This window comes from Flavobacteriales bacterium (assembly GCA_025210805.1).
In the GTDB taxonomy this organism is placed as follows: Bacteria; Bacteroidota; Bacteroidia; order Flavobacteriales; family CAJXXR01; genus JAOAQX01.
The window spans coordinates 49726-73328 of the sequence record JAOAQX010000027.1 but is presented as its reverse complement, the minus strand read 5'-3'; the positions used below and the strand labels follow the sequence as shown (position 1 = coordinate 73328).

Genomic DNA, 23603 nt, shown 5'->3' with positions numbered 1-23603 from the left:
TAAGTAAAAATTAAAGAAATGAGAAAAAGTTTATTACTAACTTTTTTAGGATTGATGGGAGTTTCCGCTTCAGCACAAGTAGTTGGAGTTGGACCTATTGCGATTCATTTAAGTACTGCTGCAGATACTTTTTACACAAACTTTCAAGTGAATGCGGGTGTTAAAGTTACGGGGCATACAGATGCAATCTATTGGGTAGATACAGTTCAAGGTGATTTGAATACGACTGTTACAGGAGTTACTCAAAATTCTGAATGGGATAGTGTTATTTTAAAGCTGTCTGACAATATGCAATTTGATCTTTCACCAGGAGCTAATGCAGCTTTACATCCAAAAGTAAGAGGTGGATTATTCATTGGAACAAGTACGGAATTATTGAATAATGATAATGGAACAGTACATGACTTTCCATACGGTCAACAATATCGTTATGAAGAACAATTCATTCCAGGAAGAACACATCTGTTTACAAATAGTACAAAAGATGCAAGAAGAAACTCTCTGAGAGTAAAGATGGATACAACTGATGCAAGAAATGTATACTCTATTCACTTTTGGGATAACAAAACTGAATCTTATGTGACAGGTTTTGTAACTGGAGCCACAAATACTGCTGGACAATCAGGAACGATGCCTCTTCACACGGCTGTACCAGCAGCCAATTCTGGAGATAGTATTAAATCTTATGGTGGTACAAACGATATTACTTCTTATAATGCAGCCGATGATTCATATCAGCACCACATTTATGAAGACGGTTTGAATTTTGGTGACGGAGATGCTGTACCGAATGAACTAATTGCAAGTTCTCCAACATTTGATTCACTATTGAATGTTGATGGACGTGGATACGCCATTAGATACGGATCAAATGCTGTATCTTATGATGCAAATGCAACTAAAGTGGTTGATTCTGTCTATTCAGTAGATGGTTTCTTTGATGGAAATGTTGTTGTAAATGTAGACCAAACAAGTGACATTAATGGACGTTTCAGTGCATGGCACATGATTGGTAACCCTTATCGTCAAGCATTAAATGTTCTTTCTTTCATTGATAATAATACCACAATTGATGACAATGACGGATTCTATGGAGATAGTTATTTATTTGCAGAAGGAACAGTTTCTATCTATACAGATATAGATAAGTCATCTGCAACTACATTTAATCCTGGATTTGTTGTAATCAACAAGTCAGGAGATATAGTAGGGATCAATGATCAATTTACGGGAGCGTCACCATCGCCTTCATTAGATTTATTACACACAAGTACCACAACTGATGTGACTGCTGCTGAATTAACAACAGTAGCGCCAGGGCAAGCTTTCTTTATCTGGCACAGAAAAGGAAATGCAAATGTTACTTTCCAAAACAGCATGAGAGTTGATGCTACAGACGAGGTATTAACAAAAGAAGCACAGGAAGATAAGTTAATGATTTATGTAGATGCTTATCAAGTTCATGAAAACGAAAAATTGAATGTAGGTGACTGGGGTCAGTTAGCGATCACAATTGACGATGAAGTAAACCCAAGAGGTTATAACTTGATCTCAAATGTTACAGATTTTGAAATGAAAGATGTAACACCAGATAGATCAGTAAACATCTATACACAAGATAACCATAAAGATCAACAAGGAACAGCGCTTAGAGTTGTTAGACATAATATGGTAAATAAACTAATCCCAATGGGATTTGATTCTAGAGATGGAGATGCAGAATATGTATTCCACTTGAGTAAAGATTTAAATAACGATAAATACGATGTGTATGTTGTAGATAGAGCCTTAAATGTTGAAGCTAAAATTTCAGATGACGAAATGTATCGCTTTAGAACATTTGAACGTTCTGCACAACAAAATAGATTCTTCTTGAAGTTTAAGCATAAAGAGGATGAGAGTATTTCTTATGAACCTGAAGTGTATTTCGATGGTCAAAATATCACTGTTGATATTGAATCTTTAAATGCAGAAATTCAAGAAATGAGTATCATTGATGTAACAGGTAGATTAATTAAAAGATTTGAGCCAGGAACATTCAAGATGTTTTCAACTCAAGTTACTCTAAAACCAGGTGTTTACTTTGTAAGAACAAAAGTAAACGATAGCTTACACAGTTCGAAAATCGTAAAAAACTAAATTAAAACAAGTCATGAAAAAGTTCATACTAACCCTTACATTCAGCTTGTTTAGTCTAGCTGGACTAGTGGCACAACCAATGCCAAACACAAATCCAAATAACAACCCAGAAGGAACTCTTGGTAACTCAACGCAAATGTCTATTTCGACAATGAGTATTGATCAAAACCAATGGTTGATGATTATGGGTGTTATGGTGATTGCTGCTACAGTGTTTTATGTAGCAAATAAGAAAAAAGGATATAATTCTTAATCACACATACACACTACACACACTTAGGCGGTTGATTTTTCAATCGCCTTTTTTTTGTTCATAATTGTTTGAATTTTCTTTTGCTTTTCTTTAAATTGCTTACCAAACTAATTTTATGGAGAAAACAAAAATCCCCTTTCATTTAGCACTTCTGCCATTCCTAGTTCTAATTGTTCTACTAGCTTTAAATGTATTTCTATTTGCAGACAATTCATCTTATGGCTACAACCAAATTGCACTTCTTTTAAGCGGACTTATAGTTGCTGGAATTGGTGTAAAATATGGTTTTAGCTGGAAAGAAATTCAAAATGGAATTGTAGAAAACATTTCAACTTCTATGAAGGCCATTTTAATATTACTATTTATTGGAGCTTTAGCAGGTACTTGGTTGATTAGTGGAATTGTTCCTGCTATGATATACTATGGTTTGGATCTTCTTTCTCCAGAGTTTTTTCTTTTTGCTTCTTGTATAATCTGTGCTTTAATCTCTTTATCAACTGGTAGCTCTTGGTCAACCATCGGTACTGTAGGGATAGCCTTATTAGCTATTGGTAAGGTATTAGGTTTTCCTGAAGGTTGGATTGCAGGAGCCGTAATTTCTGGTGCTTATTTTGGAGATAAAATGTCGCCACTTTCAGATACCACAAACTTAGCGCCAGCTATGGCAGGTACGGATCTATTTACGCATATTAGGTATATGCTCTATACCACACTCCCTTCCATTGGAATCAGTTTAATTATATTTTTGGTATATGGTTTTACTCAAGACTATTCTGGACAAGTGGAGGGACTAGAAGCTGTTCAAACGGCAATTACTCAAAATTTTAAAATCCATATCGGACTATTTATCATTCCATTGTTTACGATTGCTCTTATCATAAAAAAAGTAGATGCTTTATTAGCTTTGTTCCTTGGTTCACTAGCAGGAGGCGTCTCGGCAGTTTTTTTTCAGCCTGAACTCATGACTCGTTTGGCAAGTCATTCTACTAATGCCTTTTTAGCTCAGTATGAAATGATTGTTGAGTCAATGGCAAATGGAGTAAAAATCCCTTCTGAGAATAAAATAGTTGCCGAGTTATTATCCTCTTCAGGAATGGCAGGAATGCTCAATACGGTATGGCTCATACTGTCCGCCATGTTTTTTAGTGGAACACTAGAGGCAACAGGAATTCTGAAGCAAATAAGTGAGAAAATATTGAGTGTTGTAAAGTCAAGATTTGGTTTAGTCTTTTCTACTGTTTCGTCATGCGTATTCTTTAATATCACTGCTTCAGATCAATATTTAGCGATAATAGTACCTGGGAAAATGTTTTCAAAAGCTTATCAAGATAAAGGTTTAGCACCAGAAAATTTGAGTAGATCTCTTGAAGATAGCGGAACGGTAACCTCCGTATTAGTACCTTGGAATACCTGTGGGGCTGCACAAGCAAATATTCTAGGAGTAGCCACAATTTTGTATTTACCTTATTGTTTTTTCAATTGGATTTCTCCATTGATGACTTTAACATTTGCTTTATTCAAAATAAAAATTAGAGAACTAAAAGAAACCAAAAATGCCAAAGATAATTCCCTTTAAAGGAGTCCGTCCTCCTAGAAATATTGCTCCTTTATTACCTTCAAGATCATTTATTGATTATACAGATAAGGAAATCAAAAATAGAATAAAGGACAATCCATATTCTTTTTTGCAAATTATAGAACCTGATTATCTTTCTTCAATAGAAGAAAAATTAAAAGGAATTGATAAATATCACGCTATTCATGATGCCTATGAAGGATTTAAGAATAACGGGTTTCTGCTAAAAGAAGAAAATGAAGCTATTTATGTTTATAGACAAAGTTATGAAGGCTTTTCATTTACAGGTTTTATCTTAGGAGTGAGTGTGGAGGATTATGTAAACGATCATATCAAAAAACACGAGGCAACTATACCAAAACGAGAAGAGATATTTGCAAATTATTTAAACATTTGTGGATTCAATGCAGAACCTGTTTTAATGAGTTATGAGTCTAATAACGACTTAGACTTTATTCTAAATGAAACATGTGAGAAATTACCTATTTTAGATCATAACACTACCGATATGATTCGGCATGAACTATGGGTGATAGAGGATAAAGAGGTGATTACTCGTTTACAAAAATCATTTGAAAAGATTGATTCATTTTATATAGCCGATGGGCATCATCGTTCTTCTTCGTCTGCAAAGGTTTATCAGGACTTTCATCAGGGAGAAACACATCCCTCAGCTCATTATATGGCCTATGTAATCCCAGAGACCCAACTTTCAATCTTCTCTTATGATAGAATAATAGAAATGGAGGCCAACTTGATAGAGGAGGACTTTATTGCACAACTTCAAGAACATTTTTGGGTAACTATTGCAGATTCTCATCAAAAAGTATTGGATGATAACTGCATTCAAATGTACTGGGGAAAAACATGGTATATTCTTCGTTTGAAGTTAGAAAATTATACCATAGAACAATATGTAGACGAATTAGATTCTCAAATCTTGAGCAATACAATTTTGCGTCCTATTTTGGGAATTTATGACGTTAAGAACGATAAAAGAGTGAAATTTGTACCTGGAAATACAGATTTTAGAGAAATCGAAAAAAGAATCGGTTCTGATAACAGTAAATTGGCATTTTGTTTAAAACCTGTAAAAATAAACCAACTGAAAACAGTGGCAGATAAAGGTTTAATTATGCCTGCAAAAAGTACTTTTATCGAACCAAAATTACGATCAGGATTAGTGATTTATGAGTATTAAAGAATCGCATGCTATTAATCAATCAATAGCAAATATCAAAAAAGAAATTGGTGAGCAAGTCACTCTTGTTGCTGTTTCGAAAACCAAACCCTCTGAGGATATTATGATTGCTTATGAAGGCGGTCAAAGAGTTTTTGGAGAGAATAAGGTACAAGAATTAAGAGAAAAGCACGAGCAATTGCCAAAAGATATTCAATGGCATTTGATAGGTCATTTGCAAACAAATAAGGTGAAATATATTGCCCCTTTTGTTAGTTTAATTCATTCTTTGGATTCCGAAAAACTCGCTAAAGAAATACAGAAACGAGCAGTGACCAATGAACGAGTAATCGATTGTTTGATTCAAATTCACTTGGCAGAGAATGAACTGTCAAAACATGGATTTAGTTTCCAAGAAGCACAATATTTCTTCGAAAAATCGTTAGAGCATTATCCGAATATTCGAATCAAAGGAATGATGGCAATGGGCTCATTAACATCTAATGAAGAGGTCACCAAACAGGAATTTAGAAAAATGAATACTTTCTTTCGAGAAATGAGATCAAAATTCCCTCAATTAGAGATTTTATCTATGGGAATGAGTGGAGATTACCTGTTGGCTATTGAAGAAGGTTCCAATATGATAAGGGTAGGATCAACCATTTTTGGAGCAAGAAACTATAAGATATGAGAAGAATACTACTGTTGAGCTTTATTTTCTGCATTGTCGGAATTTCTACCGCTCAAAATAGACGAGACAAAGATAAAAAACGACAAATACACCGTGTAAAGAAAACGCAATTTGGAATTCGTTCTGGTTTAAACTATTCGATGACAACTGGTAATGATATCATCGGTAATGAATCGAGAATAGCTTACCATTTTGGTGCTTATGTTCAGTTTCCTTTATCAAAGAAGAATAAAGATTTACTGATTGAAACAGGACTTTTCTATTCCCACAAAGGTTGGAATTTAGGATTTATTGTTCCTGATAAAATGAACGAATATATGGGAGCCGTAACTGGTTTAAACAAGTTAGACTACGGTCAGTCTTCTGCTAAGATGGAGTTTTTGGATATCCCAATCATTCTTAAAGATAATCAATCTGAGAAATTTGTACCATTTGGAGGACTGGAATTCTCCACTTTATTGAAAACCGATTTTGAATATGGTTATAAATATGTAGGAGAAGACGGGAAAGAAGTTTTTAAAACAGAAAGAACGCAACCCAAAGATAATCTTCAAACATTATTTATAGGAGTTATTATGGGAATGGAATACCATGTGAACCATTTTCTAAATCTTAATGCCTCTTTTAATTACCCACTTACAAACTTAGATAACAAGGGATTTTCAGATATTAAAATCTTAAATATTAAACTGGCAGTAGGTTTCACTTTCTAGTGAAAAAATCCATTTTCGGAAACTAATTTGTTACTTCCTTTGAGAATCTCGAATTTTACTTTATTAAATCCCCAAAATAACTTTATTTTGTAAGAATATTTTTGGGGATTTTTTTGTCTCCAATTTAAAGCGAATGTATGAACAACAATGATGTTCTCAAAAGACTGAGATATACCTTTAATTTTAGTGATCAGCAAATGATTTCTTTGTTTGAAGAAGCGGGTAAAACCGTGAATAGATCCGAAGTGTCAAATTGGTTAAAACCAGAAAAAGATGAGGAGTTTAAAATGCTTTATGATAAGGATTTGGCTTATTTCTTAAACGGATTTATTATGCTCAAAAGAGGGAAAGACCCGAATAGAGAAATGAAAGCAGAGTCCAAAATGAACAATAATTTAGTACTCAGAAAACTAAAGATTGCTTTAAATTATAAAGATACAGACATGTTGGAGGTATTAGATTTAGCAGATTTTAGAATGGGTAAAGGAGAACTCAATAACTTTTTTAGAGCACCGAGTCATCCCAAATTCATGAAATGTAAAGATCAAATTTTGAGAAACTTTTTAATGGGACTTCAGCTAAAACATCGACCAAAAGAACAGAACTAAAAGAACATGAGAGAAATTATAGAAAGAGCTTGGGATAACAGAGCATTACTCCAAGAAGAAGACGTACAAAATACCATCAGAGAAGTTGTAGAACAACTGGATAAAGGGCTTTTGAGAATTGCAGAACTAACAAATGATGGTTGGCAAGTGAATGAATGGGTGAAAAAGGCGGTGGTTATGTATTTTCCAATCCAAAAGATGGAGACGATAGAAGTAGAGCCTTTTGAATTTCATGATAAAATTCCTTTGAAAAAGAACTATGCCGAGCTTGGTGTGCGTGTGGTTCCTCATGCAATTGCACGTCATGGAGCATTTCTTGCCAAGGGAGTAATTATGATGCCTTCTTATGTAAATATTGGAGCTTACGTGGATTCTGGAACCATGGTGGATACATGGGCAACGGTAGGATCTTGTGCTCAAATAGGAAAAAATGTTCACCTTAGTGGCGGTGTAGGAATAGGAGGTGTATTAGAACCACTTCAAGCAGCTCCTGTAATTATAGAAGACGATGCTTTTATAGGATCAAGATCTATAGTGGTAGAAGGAGTTAGAATAGGAAAAGAAGCCGTTTTAGGGGCTAATGTAGTCTTAACCGCAAGTACCAAAATTATTGATGTTTCTGGAGACGAGCCAAAAGAGTATAAAGGGATCGTTCCTCCAAGATCAGTGGTTATTCCTGGTTCTTATACCAAGAAATTTCCTGCGGGAGAATTTCAAGTTCCTTGCGCATTGATTATCGGGCAAAGAAAAGAAAGTACCGATAAAAAAACCAGCCTTAATGATGCATTAAGAGATTATTCTGTTTCTGTTTAAAAAAAAATATCCAAATGATACAAAGAGTACAATCTGTTTACCTTTTGATGTCCATCTTTATGACATCACTTTTTGTTTTTGTTTTCCCTTACGCTAATTTAGTAGATGGAGGAAAAGCTTTTGCTCATGGAGATTATCTAATATTTGGAGCTCCTTTATTGAGTATGTTGGTGAGCTTAATAACAATTTTATTGTTCAAAAATCGTAAATTACAAATCAACCTTTGTAGTGTAAATCAAGTAATGGTTTTACTTTCTTTTGGAGGATTGGCATACGGTTTTGATAAAATAGGAGATCAATACGAAGGATTAGGTTTTGGAGTTTATGCCATTGCACTTTCCTTTATCCTGATCACTTTTGCAAAGAAAAATATTAAAAAGGACAAAGAATTAGTAGATTCTGTTGATCGAATTCGATAAATAACAACACATTATTTTGGCAAAAAAGAACACCCAAAAGACTCCTAAGGTTACGCCTTTGATGAAACAATACAATCAAATAAAGGCTAAATACCCCGATGCAGTATTGCTTTTTAGAGTTGGAGATTTTTACGAAACCTTTGGTAAAGATGCTATAGAGGCTTCTAAAATTTTAGGAATTGTACTCACCAAAAGATCCAATGGAGGTTCTAATGAAGAATTGGCAGGTTTTCCTCATCATTCACTCAATACCTATCTTCCTAAACTGGTAAGAGCAGGAAAGCGTGTGGCAATATGTGAACAACTTGAAGATCCTAAAAAGACCAAAAAAATTGTAAAAAGAGGCGTTACAGAACTTGTTACTCCAGGTGTTTCCTATAACGATCAAACCTATGATGCTAAAAATAATAACTATTTGGCATCTATTCATTTTTCGAAAGATCAAGCAGGGATTTCTTTTTTGGATATTAGTACTGGGGAGTTCTATGCTTCAGAGGGTTCATTAGAATATATTGATAAACTGGTGCAAAGTTTTCAACCCTCTGAGATCGTTTACCAAAAACAGTATAAGGAAACTTTTGAACATCTTCTTAAAGATCAATTTTATTCCTATAGAATGGAGGATTGGGCATTCACCTACGATTATGCCATTGATAAGTTACGTGCTCATTTTGGAATAAATTCTCTTAAAGGTTTTGGATTAGAAAAACAAAATCTGGCAATTACTGCAGCTGGAGCGATTCTACATTATTTAGAAGAAACCCAGCATCAAAAAAGTAAACATATCCAGAATATTCAAAGGATAGATTCCGATGATTTTCTTTGGATGGATCGTTTTACCATTAGAAATCTAGAGCTTTTTCATTCCCACAATCCCGATGCCATTACCTTAATTGATATTTTGGATCAATGTAAAGGTGTTATGGGGTCTAGGATGCTCAAGCGTTGGTTAGCATTTCCTTTAAAAGAAAAAACTGCCATAGAAAATAGACAAGAAGTTGTCGATTATTTTTTAGGGGATTTGGAAGTAAAAGAACAAGTTTGCCATAGTATACAGCAAATAGGGGATATAGAAAGATTGGCTTCTAAAATATCCACGGCAAGGATTTCGCCAAGAGAAATTATTTTGCTAAAAAACTCATTGAAACAAATGAGTCCCATTAAAACTCTTGCTGAAAATTCTACCAGTGATGCACTTAAAAAGCGTGCTTCAAACATACATTCTTGTGAAAAACTGATATCGGAAATCGAGCAGAAAATTGTGGAGGATGCTCCCGTAATGCTTGGTAAAGGTGTTGTTATTCAGCCAGGAGTTCATCCAGAATTAGATGAATATCGTCAAATTGCTGAAAATGCTCAAGAACATCTCAATCAAATATGCGAAAGAGAAGCCGAACGCACTCAAATAGCAAAATTAAAGATTGGTTATAATAATGTATTTGGATATTATCTAGAAGTAAGAAATACGCATAAAGCAAAAGTTCCTGAAGAATGGATTAGAAAACAGACTTTGGTTTCTGCTGAGCGTTATATTACGGAAGAACTCAAAGAGTTGGAGGCGAAGATTTTGGCTTCTCAAGCCAAAATTGAAGAGTTAGAAAAACAACTTTTTGATCAAGTATTGGTGTTTCTCTCCACTTATATTGATATTATCCAAAGAAATGCTTTAGCGATAGCTGAAATAGATGTTTTACTTTGTTTTGCAGATTTGGCTTCGCAAAACGAATATCAAAAGCCTAAAATTTCTGAGGAATATCATATCGATATTAAAGAAGGACGCCACCCGGTAATTGAAAAACATCTTCCTTTGGGAGAAACATATATCTCAAATAGTATTTTCTTGGATAGAGAAGAGCAGCAAATAATAATGATTACAGGACCAAATATGTCAGGTAAATCGGCATTATTGCGCCAAACAGCTCTTATAGTCCTAATGGCTCAAATAGGTTGTTTTGTACCCGCAGAATCTGCCGAAATAGGAGTGGTGGACAAAATTTTCACAAGAGTTGGAGCTTCTGATAATATTTCTCATGGAGAATCTACTTTTATGGTAGAAATGAATGAAACGGCTTCTATTTTGAATAATCTATCGGATAGAAGTTTAGTGCTTCTAGATGAAATAGGAAGAGGAACTTCTACTTATGATGGAATCTCTATTGCTTGGGCAATTGCGGAGTACCTTCATAAGCATTCCTCAAAGGCCAAAACACTTTTTGCAACGCATTACCATGAGTTAAACGAAATGAGTGAGCAGTTCGCAAGAATCAAAAATTACAATGTTGCGGTAAAAGAAGCAGATCAAAAAATTGTCTTTATCCGAAAACTAAAACCTGGAGGAAGTGAACACAGTTTTGGAATTCATGTAGCAAAGATGGCAGGAATGCCAAAATCTTTAATCAAAAGAGCCAATACGATATTGGCAGAACTAGAATCTTCGAGATCTAAAGAGGCAAACAAATCTTTATTATCCAATAATCAAAAAATGGAAAATGGGGTACAATTAAGCTTTTTTCAACTTGACGATCCCAGTTTGATGAACATTAAGGAGGAATTGGAAAATATTGACATTAATTCACTTACCCCCATTGAAGCCTTAATGAAACTCAATCAAATTAAAAAAATGATAGGTATGGATTGATTTTATTGAATTTTTCAATAGAATTTTGCAAAAACTATCTTATATTTGCAACCGCTCAATGAGAGTTGAGCGATTTGAAATAAGGATGCCTTGGTGGTGGAATTGGTAGACACGCAGGACTTAAAATCCTGTGACCATCGTGGTCGTACGGGTTCAAGTCCCGTCCAAGGTACAATAAAAAAACATTTGCAACGGCAAATGCCTGAGTGGTGGAATTGGTAGACACGCAGGACTTAAAATCCTGTGACCATCGTGGTCGTACGGGTTCAAGTCCCGTCTCAGGTACAACCCCAAGAACCTATACAAAGCGTATAGGTTCTTTTTTTGTGTCTAAAAACCACCAAAACAAGCTATTTAGTGCGTTTTAAAGGGTTTTTTGCGATATTTCATAAATCTAAAAGCTTGCCTAATGTTGCTATTTTAGAACTTTTAGAACTTTTTTTGTTACTATTTTGGTTACTAAAGTGATTTATACTATAAATTTGACCAAACTAAACTGCAACGCTATGTTTTATTTATTAACGAAAAAGAAAGCGAAATCAAGCATAAGTATTCGTAAGAGTATTAATAAGCAAAGATTCGTTTATTCAACTGGTATTTCCATTCAAGTAGACGAGTGGAATCCCGAAAGCTTCCGACCATTTCGCCAAAGAGGGAGAAATGACTTGGCGATTATTTCAAGAAAATTGGACGAAATGGAACATGCTATTGAAGATTTCATTTACCATGCTGAAATTGACAAAAAGAAAATAACCATACAAGATTTAAAGAGTCATTTAGATATTCAGTTTAAAAACAAACGATCCAAAACAGCAGATTTAAGATTTTACGACTTTGTCCAAGAATTTTTGATAGATGCTCCCAAAACTATAAATCCAAACACAAAACAAATCTATTCGGAAAATTTGATCAAGAAGTTCAAGCAGACAGCAAATAGAGTGAGTGAATTTGAGCGAGATTATAAGAGAAAGGTTCTGTTAAGTGATTTTGATATGGATACCTACAATGATCTGTACGCTTATTGGAGCCAAGACCAAGAGTATATGTATAATACTATTGGGGGATTTTTGAAAATTTGTAAACAACTATTAGGAATAGCAGATAAACATTATAAATACAAAGTTCATGTAGATTACAAGACAAAAGAGTTTACTTCAATGGAAGAGACTGCAGAAGCTATTGTGTTAAGTGAAGAGGAAATTGACATCGTTGCAAAATTGGATTTATCAAACGAACCCCACTTAATGAATTATCAAGGTTGGCTAATTATCGGTTTATGGACTGGTTTACGGGTGCAAGATTTATTGACCATTAATCTATCAGCAGAAGACAAGTATATTGAAGTATCTCCGCAGAAAACTAAGCATCATGATATATCTGTTGTAATACCTATACACCATCATATTAAAGCCTATTTGGAAGAACACGGAATGCCTAAAGTGGTATCGTCCCAAAAATTCAACAAATACATAAAGCAGATTTGCAAAATTGCTGGATTTACTGAGGAAATAAAAGGATCAAAAAAAATAGAAGTATCAAAAGGTGTTTGGCGTAAAAAGAAAGGATTTTATCCAAAATACGAACTTGTAACGTCTCACACCTGCAGAAGGTCATTTGCGACTAATATGTACTTGATGAATTTCCCTACCCTATCCATTATGAAAATTACGGGGCATACAACGGAGAAGAATTTTCTAAAATACATTAAAGTAACTCCAAAAGAACACGCAGAAAAATTGATGAAGCATTGGGAGTCTTACTATCAAAATAAATTCGACGATAATGTAGAAAATGAGTGATGTTTGATGATATTGTAAAAAAGCGACCCGAAAGCCGCTTTAAATGAGTTTTCAACGGAATAATCCTTGTTGAGAAATGAATTTATTCATTTCTCAATACAGTAAGACATGTTAAATAACTCTTCAAAAGTACAAAAAAATAGCTGAAGGTAAAAAAATAAGTAAACACTTAATAATATTTCCTTTTTTCTTTGTCATATATAAGTATATGATTATATTTGTGGTGTAATCATTTAAAACTAAACAACGATGACAACTTTACAACAACAAATCAACGAACTAAAAGCAGGAAGAACCTTGAAGCAACTTAAAGCAGAAGACAAGAAAACTTATTACAAAGTTCAAGGCTTATCTTCAAAGCTTTCAGAACAAAGAGCATTCGAAAAAGGTAATTTCATTAATAAAGAGCATTTAGTGGAGCTCAAGGGGCTTATTATTTGGCTAATGAAGAACAAGACCAATTACAAGGGATTTTTAAACCTAAAAGAAGCGATGACTTCTTTATTGAATAGGGTGGAAAATGAAAAAATCGTTTTCATAACAACTAAAGGAATCAAAGGAATAATTTCACGTTTAGCAATTTCGGAAGGACTTCAAAATACCGAAGATAATTTAAGAAAATACCACGATTTAGACCCAACAAAAGGATCTTATGATAGCCCTATTTTAGCAGATTTTCAACAACATAGGCTAGATGCTTTGATGTAGAGTAAAAGAATAAGTAAATAACAACATAAAACAAATAACATGAAAAACCTATTAGGAATATACAACCCAAAATTTACAAGCCCAAAATACTACTCATTTAAAGGAAGTAGGAAAGAAGTGTTAGAGCACTTGAGGCAAGAAGCTAAGAGAAAGCGTAGGGATAGCCGTTTAACGAAAGGTTTACCCGACAATGTTCATAGCATTGATGAAAATTTGCATCAAGCAAAATTAGTCACTATTGCTTCTTTTAAGATTAATGAAATGGGCTTAGAACAGTTGTTGGACCTTCTTAACCAACATGGCGAGCTAAAGTATGCCGTGGAGGAAATAGCAGTAGAGACAACCACTACCATTAAGGAGGTAAAGAAAGCACTTAATATTACGGATACGGATATTGCTTCATATTTTGGCTATTCCTCACTAGCATCGTACGCAAATGCTTCTAGGAAGAAATTCATAGAAAAAGGTATTATTCATATATTTGATAAAATAAATAACCAAAATGGCTAAAAATAAAGAATGGAGTGAAGTAGAGATAAACTATTTGCGTGAAAATTACGGAGAAACACCATTTTCTGAACTAAAAAAAGAGTTCGACAGATCGGATAATTCAATTCGACTAAAAGCTAAAGAGCTCGGTCTCACCAAGCGAAAAAATCAAGCTTGGACTAAAGAGGAATTAGAGTTTTTGAAATCTGATATGCCAATTTCGGAAATAGCAAGAAGAACTGGTAGAACATATTCAGCAGTAAATAAAAAACGTAATTTAATTAAAAAAAGAACCAAGCTTGAAAACTCTAAAAACCTAGATAAATACTTTGATTTTAGTCATATTGATGATGACATACCTATCCTTGATAGAAGTTCAAAATCATCTCAACATTTAGCTTTGCTATCAAATTTAGCAATAGGGCAAAGCTACCAGTATCCGACAGATGAACACCCAACAGTTAGGAATCAAATTAATTCATTTCCAAGCGGAAAATTTATAACCAAAAAATGGTCGGATAACACAAGAAGAGTATGGAGGGTTAAATGATCTACATATTAATCATACCTACACTACTAACTTTGACTTTCTATATCATTTGGGAAGTCAAAGCTTCTAAATCTGTAAGGCATAAAACTCTTCTTGGCTTAGAAGTTCCTATTATTGGTCAAATCGACCAATATGAAAATAATTTTTCCTTAAAAACAATAGGCGAACACGTGTATATTTTACACGATATCGAGGTAGTTGGAAAGATTTCATGGAAAGACTCCAAAAGGGTTAGGGAAGCCTTAAAACAGGGTAATACCCTTAGCATTTACAAAGATGAAATACTAAATAGTCCTTTTGTTCATATTCGTGTTTGGTTGGATAGAAAAAAGGATATTGACCTTATTTTGCATCCCTTATCGTAATGACTTTATCCAATGAAATTTCGACTATCTCCATTAAGGAGACCGAAGACGCACAAAATGGGATTTTATCGTTCATCTTTAGAAAAAACTGAGTATTTGAAGAGAAAGGATGTGTTTTTGAGTATTTCAATAAAGCGTTTGAAATATGCTTCTTCACAATCTCTAATTGCTTTGATAGATTTAATCCATAGAGCTTGGTACCGTTCTCCATTTTCATTAAATTGAGCATAAAGTGATTGTGAGCTCCATGTTTATCTGTACTGTACGTACTGTATGCATTACGAATGAAAAGCTCGTAACTCATCGAGAGTTTATACATTTCCGCATCCTTCATAATTCGGTATTTAGATCATTAGTTGGCATCTTACTTATATCTAGTTTTGTAATAGATTTTGACAAAGGGGATATTAATCCAAAACTTATTCTTTTTATATATTTAAATAAAACCGAATAAGAAACTTCAACAGTAACTGTGTTAACTGCTGTAATACCATCATTTAGTTTAATGGTTTTTTCAATTTCATCAAAATTCCTACCGAAATTTTTACTAATAAATAAAGCTTGGCAAGTGATAGAACTATTGCTGTGGTCATAGTTTGACTCATCGTGCCCGATTAATCCCAAAAAGTGATATTTAGAATAGTCAACACCTTTATCTGCACAAATTTTCTTTAGTTCATTTGGAAACTGGTCTACTTCAATAAAACCTTGAAAATCTCCATATTTCACATTAACTAAGTCTTTGATGCAGTTTAAATTAAATTTACGATTGTCCATATTTCAGTTCTTTTTATGCTTGTTAGCAATGTCTTTAGCATGATTTATTGCGAACTTGTACTTAGTGCCTTGAATTGCATCAATAGGCTCAATCTTAGCTTTTGCAATTCGTCTTTCAACCGCACTAATTTCCTCTATGGTAGGGTATAATTGGTCATCTTCTGGGCTTAAAAAAGCGATAACTTCCTCCATGTTTGTTAAGTTGTTAATTTGTTCTTGTCTCATAATATAGTTGTTTATAAATTATTTATCACTCAGTAATATCAGCCGATATCTGAACAGATTTACCAGTCAAATCAATATCTTTCTTGGTCACTAAAACCTCACCATTAAATTCGATTCGCATTTCATTTATTGCAACAGGATAGAAAAGAGTATCACCATTTATTATAATAGGATGACCTGTTGCAGTTTTAGCACTATTTCCTCTTATATTAAAAGTGTACTGACCTTCCTCCTTAACTGTAAATTTAGTTACAACATCATCAAATTCATATTCTTTTGTTTCTTCGTTCTTGGTCTTCTCTAAAACAACGGTTTTTGTTTTATAAAACCCTTTATCGTCAATAAATGTCATTGTAATATCACCCCATCCTTTGGCGTAAAATTTCAACTCTCCTTCTCCGATTTCTTTACTGCAAGAAATGAATAAAATGGGTAGTAATAGTAGTGTAAGTAGTTTTTTCATAGATGGATTTATTTTGTGTACATTTCAGTAGTAGCTAGCAGCAGTTCTGAGAACTTATAAATATCTTCTATTGAATCAATATCATGTTTAATTTCCTTCTTGTCTTCATCAAACAAACCAATACGCTTCCTTTCTCCTTCTACATATAGTCGGCAAATAGGCTTTCTATTATTGTCCTCAAAAAGAATTCCAAAATAAGACTGAGTATCTCGATGAGCTATTTGGTTTGATGATATTTTTTGTCTAAGTATTGCTTTTACTATTTGAAAGCCTTCAAGCTCTTCTTCAGTGGTGTTTATTTTACTATCTTCAATAGATATTTCTTCTTCCTTCTCTGCTTGTGTTGATAAAGCTTTATGAAGTCTGTTATTTATAGTGTCATTAATAGATGATTTTATTGCTGATGCTAAATATTCTTTAAAGTTTTCAAGCCTATTACTGTTTAGTTTCCCATCAAAAAATCGTTTTACAAGAATTTTTGTTAATTCATCTGATGGACTTTCCAGTTCTTTTTCAAATTCAACCCTAAGAGCTTTAATGTACTTTAACGAACTTGCTGAATTTAAGATATCGTTTTGATTATAGTTTTCTTTCTGAAACTTAATCAATTGTTTTACGTTATTGTCTTTTAATTTATCTAGGTTGATTTCTAAAAATGGCTTAGAATCCATTATGTTAGACTTTTCTAAGTCAGTGTAAAATTCATACTTAACTCCATTTGTTAGAATTGCAAACCTTGATTTAGTAACATTGAAATACCTATGTAATTGTGAGGCGTGAGAGTCTAGTTTCTCTTTCCAATGCTTGCACTCAATTATTATTATTGGTTGTCCATCTTTCATGATGGCATAATCAACCTTTTCGCCTTTTTTTGTTCCTAAATCTGCTGTAAACTCAGGCACGACCTCAATAGGATTAAAGATATCATAACCTAAAATTTGAAGAAAAGGCATTACGAATGCGTTTTTAGTTGCTTCTTCCGTTGTAATCTGTGCCTTTAAGTTGTCAACCCTTTCGTGAAGGTTGTTTAGTTTTTGTTTTAGTTCCATAATTATAATTTATTCGTTATTTATTGTCATCAAGCATTATTATCAGTATGTCCGCTTAATAACTTTAAAAATCTGTTTCACTTTGTTCAGCTCTAGTTCAAAATCTGAATATTCTGGAGACTTATTTCTGCTGTGGCACGTAATAGTACCTTTATCTTTATTAAGGTGGGTGATATCTTTATGAAAGATTCCTTGTTCGCAAATGATGATCCATCCATAATCGGATGAATTAAACCCATCTATCCAATGATGTTTGCCTAGCTCTCGACCAAGAACCATTGCACCATCAGGAGTGTCATTTAGCATTCCACCATTCATACTATCACCTTTAACTGTAAAGCCTAAATAGTTCCCTTTTCCAAACCTTTCTACTACAAAACCAATCTCTTCAAATTCTACTGGTTCTAATCCTTGTTCCAATGTTTCTAAATATGATGCGTGTGCGGAAAATGGTATAAGATTCACTTTTAATAAAAACCTGCCATTATCTAATTCCTTGAATTTATTTCCGTGATTGTTTGTTAAGTCAGTGTTCGTTTGTTGTTCGTGTTTTTGTTCATTTAATATCTGCTTTAATAATAATAAAGCATTTTTAGAAATAGAACGCGTTCCGTTTTCCCAATATTGAATACTCCTTGCACCGACACCAAGCCGCTCACCAAACTCAATCTGAGTGAGATTCATATCCTCTCTATGTTTTTTTATTTCCTTTGCATTCATAATCAGTTAGTTGTGGTTTTCACGAACAAAAACACGCAAAAATGTTCAATAATACTATTGTGTTACGAACAAATGTTCGTATATTTGTATCAAATACTAAACAACACAACAATGATACTACAAAATCCTACAACAACAAAAGAACTTACTACAGAAATAGTACAAGTTATTATAAGAGAAATCACAGAGTGGACTTTAGATAAGTTGATAACTGAAAGAGACTTAGATGAATCAAAAAGCGGGTTTTTCTTTGAAAAAGAATATTTAATCGAGCTTGAAGATTTTAGTTGCGAAGCTTCATTTGAAGTAGAGTTCACGGCAGATGATTACAAGTTATCTGATATTGAATTAAGATGGCACGAAAACGAAAATTGCGAAGCATTATCATTGAGCAATTCAAACAAAATAAAGTTACAAAATCAACTTAAAGAAGCAGTTTAATAGTAGCCAACCCTTGGAGGCCTAGTTGAGAGGCTAGGCTTCCTTTTTAAAAAACTAAAACAAACGTTATGGAGTTCACACAAAGACTAAAACAATACGAAACTGATTTTATTGAAACTAGCATCATCATCAGTAAAACAGAAGCCGAATTTAAAATGAAATCCCAAGAGTGGAAATCATCTGATGAAGCAGAAGGAGTTCAATATAAGCTAGAGTATCTACGAGATTTTGCCAGCCATTTAGAGTCGGCAATCATAGAGTTAAAATCTTTTCTACACAACAACTAAAAAACAACTAAATCATGTCAAAAAAAGAAAATATAACAATAAGCTATAAAGCATTTGATAAAGGTTATAAATGCCGAGATTATCAATTTGAAGAAGGTAAAACTCATGAAGTAGAAGGGGAAGTAATTCCTTGTGAAAACGGATTTCACGCTTGTGAAAATCCATTTGATGTATCTAACTATTACGGATTTAACAATAGTAATTACGCTGTTGTTGAACAGACTGGAATAGTTAAGAAAGAAGGCGACAAAACAGTTTCGTCTAAGTTAAGAATAAAAGCAAAACTTAGCTTGTTAGATTTTATAAAAATTAAAGTTCAATGGGCTAAAGACAACTTTTCCACTACTACTGGGTATAAAGCTCACGCCACTACTACTGGGGATTACGCTCACGCCACTACTACTGGGGATTACGCTCACGCCACTACTACTGGGGATGAAGCTCACGCCACTACTACTGGGGATGAAGCTCACGCCACTACTACTGGGGATGAGGCTATTGCATCAGCCTTAGGTGTTAAATCTAAAGCGATGGCAAAAAACGGTTGGATTGTGGTTGCAGATTGGCGATATATCAATCATAAATGGACTATAAACAACATTCATTCAGTCAAAGTAGGCGGTGAAATACTCGAAGTACAAATCAAGCCAAATACATTTTACTGGTTTGAAGATGGACAATTAAAATCAAGCGAAAATGAAAATTAATATAGATCAAGCTATACCAAGAGAGATAGCGTACACGCTAAGGGATCTTTTGACTACAAAAGATCGGGAAATCATAGCAAAAGAGTTTGAGGTAAGTGTTCCAACAATCAACATCTTATTGCGAGGTGTTGATGGAAAAAGAAAAGTTCGCGCCTATCATTTGGGCCTTGTGCAAGCTTTGATAGAGAAAGCTACAACGAACGCTGAAACTCTTGAAATCAGAGGTCGTAAGTATAAAAATTATCTCAAAAAAACAAAGGTATGTTAGAAAAGCTTACACCAAAAGAAATTGAAGTTTCACGATTAATCACAAAGGGTTTGCCTGAAAAACAAATTTGTGACAAGCTTGGGCAAAAAGCGAGTACCACTCATGTACACGCAAGAAATATCCGTAAAAAAATAGGCGGATACACAAAAGCCGACATTGTGAGATTCATCGCTATGGAGTTTATGAGCGAGGAAAACAAAGCAAAATTCAAGGAGTTTTTAAAAACTGGATTCTTACCAATAATATTCTTGATGATAGTTATCTCAACAATGTTCACGGAGATAGACCCTTTGCGAGTAAGAAGAAGCAGTAGAAGAGGAAGAAAACAAGAAACAGAACTTGTTATCAATGCTTAACGAACTATTTGAAGAATATCGCAAAAACCCTTTAAAAATGGGATTAAAAGCCTTGATGGTATCGATAGGCTATTTACTAATATTTCTATCCTTAAACTGGATAGGCGGACTGATTGAAAGACTTTAAAATGGAAATACTACAAGCAAGCGAAGAGAGAGAGCTTTTTAAAAGGCTACTAGATAGTCAAAAAGAGTGGATGGAAACTTTATCTAAGGAGTTGAACACTCTCAAAGAGGACACACAAGTTTTAAAAAGCATTCTATCCAAACAAGGCGAAACAAAAGAGTATTCACCTATTTCTTTAGCCAAAAAACTCGGAGTAACACCTTATACAGTAAATAGGTGGATAAGAGATGATGATATTTTTTTTAAAGTAAACCAAGTAAACGACACTATGGAGGTAACGGAAGTGAACAAGAAGAGTAAACCTTACCGCATAACCATATACCAAACTATTAATCATAAAAACTAAAATTACACAACGTTATGAATGAACTGAAACTACCACAAATATCAACTATTCAAGAGCTTCAAGAGTGGGAACAAAAGCAACATGAAACTGTTAATAAAAACCCTTTTATTGAAATTTCGGATACAAAAAGCCTTCAAGAAGCAAAGAAGAGAAGAACCGCATTAAGGACAGCGAGAACAGAAGTAGAAAAAGGCGATAAGGTTATTGCTAAAAAAATAAATGAATTCCGCAAAGGGGTTATTGCTTTCAAGGATAGTTTGATAGAAATAACAAAGCCACACGAAGCCAAACAACAAGAAGAAATCAATCGTTATGAAAAATTAAAACTAAAAGAGAAAGAGGAAAAGCTTAGAAAAGAGAAAGAAAGAGTTGATTTAATTAGAAATGAAATTGAATCAATTAAAATAAAAGTTGGTGAAGCTATTTCAAAATTATCATTCGGAGAAGTTTTAACTATTTCTGATTATTTCGTTTCAGATTTTGATTTTCAAGAGTTTAGTCCTTCATTATTAATTCTTAAAGAATCCCTTGAGAATGAATACAAAAACAAAATCACTCAACTTCAAGAGGAAGAAAATAGAAAGCTGGAAGCGGAGAAATTAAAACAAGAACGAGCGGAGTTTGAGGAGCAAAAAAAATTACAACTTGAAAAAGAGCGACGACTTAGAGTATTAGAAGAGGAGAGACAGCGAATTGAAAATGAAAAAATAGCGAAAGAAAAAAAAGCAATAGAGGAGGAAAAACGAAAGATTCAACTTGAAAAAGAGCGTTTAGAGAGCATTCGTTTAGCCAAAGAAAAAGCTGAAAAACTCGCCAAGGAAAGAGCTAGAAAAGAAAAAGAAGAGCAAGAGATTAAAGAGAGACTCAAAAAATTAATGCCCGAAAAAGAAAAAATACAAGAAGCCATTAACTCTATCAACATGGAGGGGCTAATCCTTCAAGATAGGGTTTTAAAAGCTTTTTACACTGAGTTAACAGAAAGTATCGAATCTTTAAAAGAACACTATTCTAAAGCATTAATTAACCTAAACTAAAACAACGTTATGAGCAACACAAACACAAACAAATTAGCATTAAAAGAAGCGTTTTCAAATGAAACGCTAAAAAAGAAATTTCAAGAGGTATTGGGGCAAAAATCGGCAGGTTTTATTGCGTCTGTACTTACCCTAACAAGCAATAACAAGTTATTAGCAACAGCGGATAAGAACTCAATCATAAGTTCAGCAATGGTTGCTGCAACTTTGGATTTGCCTATCAACCCGAATCTCGGATTTGCATACATAGTACCTTATGGAAAGCAAGCACAATTTCAATTGGGTTACAAAGGATTCATTCAGTTGGCTCAAAGGTCTGGAAAATTCAAAACAATAAATGTAACAGCTGTAAAAGAAGGTGAGTTGCAAATGGTGGACTACCTAACTGGTGAATACTCATTCAAATGGGAACAAAATTTCTCGGAGCGAAACAAAGCTAAAACTATTGGTTATGTAGCTTATTTCGAATTAATCAACGGATTTTCAAAGTCCCTTTTCATGAGTTTGGAAGATGTGGAAAACCACGCTTTAAAGTACTCGCAATCTTTCAAAAAAGGTGACGGAGTTTGGAAAGATAACTTTGAAGCCATGGCATCCAAGACGGTATTAAAACTTCTACTTTCAAAGTATGCTCCAATGAGCATTGAGATGGAGAAAGCTATGGTAACTGATCAAGCGGTTGTTAATGATTTGGACGGAAATGTTGATTACCCAGACAATACGGAAGAAGTAGAAGCAACTATTATCGAAAACGTGGAGGACGTAATTGCAAACGCTAAATCAAAAGAGGATTTAGATGCTATATGGTCAAGTCTTTCAGAAGAAGAACAAGCAGAGAATAGCGAGATATTCAATGCTAAACTAAAAGAGATAAAGTAATGGACTTTTCAAACTACAAATTCAGATCACACATGGTTGGGAAAATAATTTCCGTACCTAAACCATTGACCGCAAATCAAGTCAAAATTCTTGAAAAGTTAAAAAAATTAAGAGCTTCGGGAGACGGAAAAGCGTTGACCACAAAGCAAAAAGAAACACTTATTGAACTACAATTCAAAGAGATTAAAAGCCGAAAATACAAACTATCTGATGGTCAGAAAACCATCTTATCAGAACTTGTATATGCGGAGAAATTTGGAAGGTCAAAAGTTTTGTATGCCGATGCTTTAACAAAAGGAATTGAGCAAGAAAAAGAGTCAAGGGATTTACTTTCAAAAGTGGTGCAGAAATATTTGATTTATTCGACCGAAAGAAAGACAAATGATTGGGTTACTGGAGCCATTGACATCAAACCAGTGAACGATGTAATTATAGACTTAAAAACCGCCTATTCGTGGCAGTCTTTCACAAAGATACTCCAAGACAAGCCAAATGAAATTTATCTAAGACAATTAGATAGTTATATGGATTTATGGGGTTTAAAAGATTCGTTATTGGTTCATACTTTAGTTAATACACCTTTCGAAATTATCGAGAAAGAAATAAGAAGTGCAGATTATCGAATGAACCTTTTGAACATGGAAGGTAATGTAAGAGATGAAGCCATTCCCGAGGTCAAAAAAATTATCTACAACCATATTTTTGATGAAAAAGGATTGAATGCTTTTTGTGAATATTCATCACAAGCCGAAAAAACATGGTTTGACGACTTCAAAGAGATTCCCGAAAGTCAAAGAGTACACATGATCGCACACCCTTTTGACAAAGCGAGAATCGAGCAAAGAAACAAATGTATCTCTTTAGCAAGAGAGTTCATGAACACAGTAACAACGATCAATAATCTAAATCCACAGATTCTTGAACTGGAAAAAGAAATAAGCTAAGGGATTCCAAAAAATTATTAACCATTTTATTTATCAACT

At 33.8% G+C, this 23603-nt stretch carries 31 protein-coding genes and 2 tRNA genes; 27 read left to right on the top strand and 6 right to left on the bottom strand.

Annotation, left to right across the window (positions count from 1 at the left end; translation table 11 throughout):
* Positions 1-18 precede the first annotated feature (18 nt).
* The 17 genes from N4A45_10620 to N4A45_10540 all read left to right on the top strand — a co-directional run bounded on the left by N4A45_10620 (position 19) and on the right by N4A45_10540 (position 14941).
* On the top strand, positions 19-2139 hold the full coding sequence (locus N4A45_10620) for a T9SS type A sorting domain-containing protein (GenBank protein MCT4665674.1): 2121 nt from the start codon (positions 19-21) through the stop codon (positions 2137-2139).
* A 13-nt stretch (positions 2140-2152) separates the two neighbouring features.
* Positions 2153-2392, top strand: a complete 240-nt coding sequence (locus tag N4A45_10615; protein ID MCT4665673.1) for a hypothetical protein — start codon at positions 2153-2155, stop codon at positions 2390-2392.
* Positions 2393-2507: 115 nt separating this feature from the next.
* Positions 2508-3968, top strand: a complete 1461-nt coding sequence (gene nhaC / locus N4A45_10610) for a Na+/H+ antiporter NhaC (protein MCT4665672.1) — start codon at positions 2508-2510, stop codon at positions 3966-3968.
* A complete protein-coding gene (locus tag N4A45_10605) occupies positions 3946-5169 on the top strand; it encodes a DUF1015 domain-containing protein (protein ID MCT4665671.1) in 1224 nt (407 codons plus the stop codon). Before nhaC ends, N4A45_10605 begins: the two co-directional genes overlap by 23 nt.
* Positions 5159-5839, top strand: a complete 681-nt coding sequence (locus N4A45_10600) for a YggS family pyridoxal phosphate-dependent enzyme (protein MCT4665670.1) — start codon at positions 5159-5161, stop codon at positions 5837-5839. Before N4A45_10605 ends, N4A45_10600 begins: the two co-directional genes overlap by 11 nt.
* Positions 5836-6552, top strand: coding sequence for a PorT family protein (locus N4A45_10595; GenBank protein ID MCT4665669.1), 717 nt, complete (start codon positions 5836-5838; stop codon positions 6550-6552). Before N4A45_10600 ends, N4A45_10595 begins: the two co-directional genes overlap by 4 nt.
* Before the next feature lie 137 nt (positions 6553-6689).
* Complete coding sequence (locus N4A45_10590) at positions 6690-7160, top strand: DUF1456 family protein (protein MCT4665668.1); 471 nt, start codon at positions 6690-6692, stop codon at positions 7158-7160.
* 6 nt (positions 7161-7166) lie between these two features.
* A complete protein-coding gene (locus N4A45_10585; GenBank protein MCT4665667.1) occupies positions 7167-7973 on the top strand; it encodes a 2,3,4,5-tetrahydropyridine-2,6-dicarboxylate N-succinyltransferase in 807 nt (268 codons plus the stop codon).
* A gap of 14 nt (positions 7974-7987) precedes the next feature.
* On the top strand, positions 7988-8392 hold the full coding sequence (locus N4A45_10580; GenBank protein MCT4665666.1) for a DUF4293 domain-containing protein: 405 nt from the start codon (positions 7988-7990) through the stop codon (positions 8390-8392).
* Between the two features lie 61 nt (positions 8393-8453).
* Complete coding sequence (mutS, locus tag N4A45_10575) at positions 8454-11030, top strand: DNA mismatch repair protein MutS (GenBank protein ID MCT4665665.1); 2577 nt, start codon at positions 8454-8456, stop codon at positions 11028-11030.
* An 87-nt stretch (positions 11031-11117) separates the two neighbouring features.
* Positions 11118-11202: transfer RNA gene (locus N4A45_10570), tRNA-Leu, on the top strand.
* A gap of 28 nt (positions 11203-11230) precedes the next feature.
* A tRNA-Leu gene (locus N4A45_10565) sits at positions 11231-11315 on the top strand.
* A gap of 221 nt (positions 11316-11536) precedes the next feature.
* Complete coding sequence (locus N4A45_10560; protein MCT4665664.1) at positions 11537-12829, top strand: tyrosine-type recombinase/integrase; 1293 nt, start codon at positions 11537-11539, stop codon at positions 12827-12829.
* 249 nt (positions 12830-13078) lie between these two features.
* Entirely contained in the window at positions 13079-13537 is a 459-nt protein-coding gene (locus N4A45_10555) for a hypothetical protein (GenBank protein MCT4665663.1), read from the top strand.
* Between the two features lie 39 nt (positions 13538-13576).
* The gene (locus N4A45_10550) at positions 13577-14047 is read left to right on the top strand and encodes a hypothetical protein (protein MCT4665662.1); all 471 of its coding nucleotides are present in this window, start codon (positions 13577-13579) and stop codon (positions 14045-14047) included.
* Positions 14040-14576 (top strand): hypothetical protein, encoded by a 537-nt coding sequence (locus N4A45_10545; GenBank protein MCT4665661.1) that lies wholly within the window; start codon positions 14040-14042, stop codon positions 14574-14576. Before N4A45_10550 ends, N4A45_10545 begins: the two co-directional genes overlap by 8 nt.
* Positions 14573-14941 (top strand): hypothetical protein, encoded by a 369-nt coding sequence (locus N4A45_10540; protein ID MCT4665660.1) that lies wholly within the window; start codon positions 14573-14575, stop codon positions 14939-14941. The genes N4A45_10545 and N4A45_10540 overlap by 4 nt, the downstream gene beginning before the upstream one ends.
* Here the strand turns inward: N4A45_10540 and N4A45_10535 are convergent.
* From N4A45_10535 to N4A45_10510, 6 genes are read right to left on the bottom strand one after another with little or no spacing between them, the layout of a single operon-like run.
* Positions 14919-15275 carry a hypothetical protein gene (locus N4A45_10535; protein ID MCT4665659.1) on the bottom strand — a complete coding sequence of 119 codons (357 nt, stop codon included), beginning with the start codon at positions 15273-15275 and terminating at the stop codon, positions 14919-14921. The two genes, N4A45_10540 and N4A45_10535, sit on opposite strands and share 23 nt — an antisense overlap.
* Positions 15272-15718: a hypothetical protein gene (locus N4A45_10530; GenBank protein MCT4665658.1), complete on the bottom strand. Its 447-nt coding sequence runs from the start codon at positions 15716-15718 to the stop codon at positions 15272-15274. Before N4A45_10530 ends, N4A45_10535 begins: the two co-directional genes overlap by 4 nt.
* Before the next feature lie 3 nt (positions 15719-15721).
* On the bottom strand, positions 15722-15943 hold the full coding sequence (locus N4A45_10525) for a hypothetical protein (GenBank protein ID MCT4665657.1): 222 nt from the start codon (positions 15941-15943) through the stop codon (positions 15722-15724).
* A 25-nt stretch (positions 15944-15968) separates the two neighbouring features.
* Positions 15969-16406: a hypothetical protein gene (locus N4A45_10520; protein MCT4665656.1), complete on the bottom strand. Its 438-nt coding sequence runs from the start codon at positions 16404-16406 to the stop codon at positions 15969-15971.
* Between the two features lie 8 nt (positions 16407-16414).
* Complete coding sequence (locus N4A45_10515; protein ID MCT4665655.1) at positions 16415-17455, bottom strand: type I restriction enzyme HsdR N-terminal domain-containing protein; 1041 nt, start codon at positions 17453-17455, stop codon at positions 16415-16417.
* A 42-nt stretch (positions 17456-17497) separates the two neighbouring features.
* Positions 17498-18175 carry a helix-turn-helix domain-containing protein gene (locus N4A45_10510; protein MCT4665654.1) on the bottom strand — a complete coding sequence of 226 codons (678 nt, stop codon included), beginning with the start codon at positions 18173-18175 and terminating at the stop codon, positions 17498-17500.
* Between the two features lie 111 nt (positions 18176-18286).
* On the opposite strand from N4A45_10510, the gene N4A45_10505 reads away from it, so the two are divergent.
* The 10 genes from N4A45_10505 to N4A45_10460 all read left to right on the top strand — a co-directional run bounded on the left by N4A45_10505 (position 18287) and on the right by N4A45_10460 (position 23564).
* Entirely contained in the window at positions 18287-18616 is a 330-nt protein-coding gene (locus tag N4A45_10505; GenBank protein MCT4665653.1) for a hypothetical protein, read from the top strand.
* Between the two features lie 68 nt (positions 18617-18684).
* Positions 18685-18903 carry a hypothetical protein gene (locus tag N4A45_10500; GenBank protein ID MCT4665652.1) on the top strand — a complete coding sequence of 73 codons (219 nt, stop codon included), beginning with the start codon at positions 18685-18687 and terminating at the stop codon, positions 18901-18903.
* Between the two features lie 14 nt (positions 18904-18917).
* Positions 18918-19610 (top strand): hypothetical protein, encoded by a 693-nt coding sequence (locus tag N4A45_10495; GenBank protein ID MCT4665651.1) that lies wholly within the window; start codon positions 18918-18920, stop codon positions 19608-19610.
* Complete coding sequence (locus N4A45_10490) at positions 19600-19878, top strand: hypothetical protein (GenBank protein ID MCT4665650.1); 279 nt, start codon at positions 19600-19602, stop codon at positions 19876-19878. Before N4A45_10495 ends, N4A45_10490 begins: the two co-directional genes overlap by 11 nt.
* The gene (locus tag N4A45_10485) at positions 19872-20234 is read left to right on the top strand and encodes a LuxR family transcriptional regulator (protein ID MCT4665649.1); all 363 of its coding nucleotides are present in this window, start codon (positions 19872-19874) and stop codon (positions 20232-20234) included. The genes N4A45_10490 and N4A45_10485 overlap by 7 nt, the downstream gene beginning before the upstream one ends.
* Complete coding sequence (locus N4A45_10480; protein ID MCT4665648.1) at positions 20227-20361, top strand: hypothetical protein; 135 nt, start codon at positions 20227-20229, stop codon at positions 20359-20361. Before N4A45_10485 ends, N4A45_10480 begins: the two co-directional genes overlap by 8 nt.
* Position 20362: 1 nt before the next feature.
* Positions 20363-20707 (top strand): hypothetical protein, encoded by a 345-nt coding sequence (locus tag N4A45_10475; protein ID MCT4665647.1) that lies wholly within the window; start codon positions 20363-20365, stop codon positions 20705-20707.
* A 14-nt stretch (positions 20708-20721) separates the two neighbouring features.
* The gene (locus N4A45_10470) at positions 20722-21741 is read left to right on the top strand and encodes a hypothetical protein (protein MCT4665646.1); all 1020 of its coding nucleotides are present in this window, start codon (positions 20722-20724) and stop codon (positions 21739-21741) included.
* Between the two features lie 9 nt (positions 21742-21750).
* A complete protein-coding gene (locus tag N4A45_10465; protein ID MCT4665645.1) occupies positions 21751-22620 on the top strand; it encodes a recombinase RecT in 870 nt (289 codons plus the stop codon).
* A complete protein-coding gene (locus N4A45_10460; protein MCT4665644.1) occupies positions 22620-23564 on the top strand; it encodes a hypothetical protein in 945 nt (314 codons plus the stop codon). The genes N4A45_10465 and N4A45_10460 overlap by 1 nt, the downstream gene beginning before the upstream one ends.
* Positions 23565-23603 lie beyond the last annotated feature (39 nt).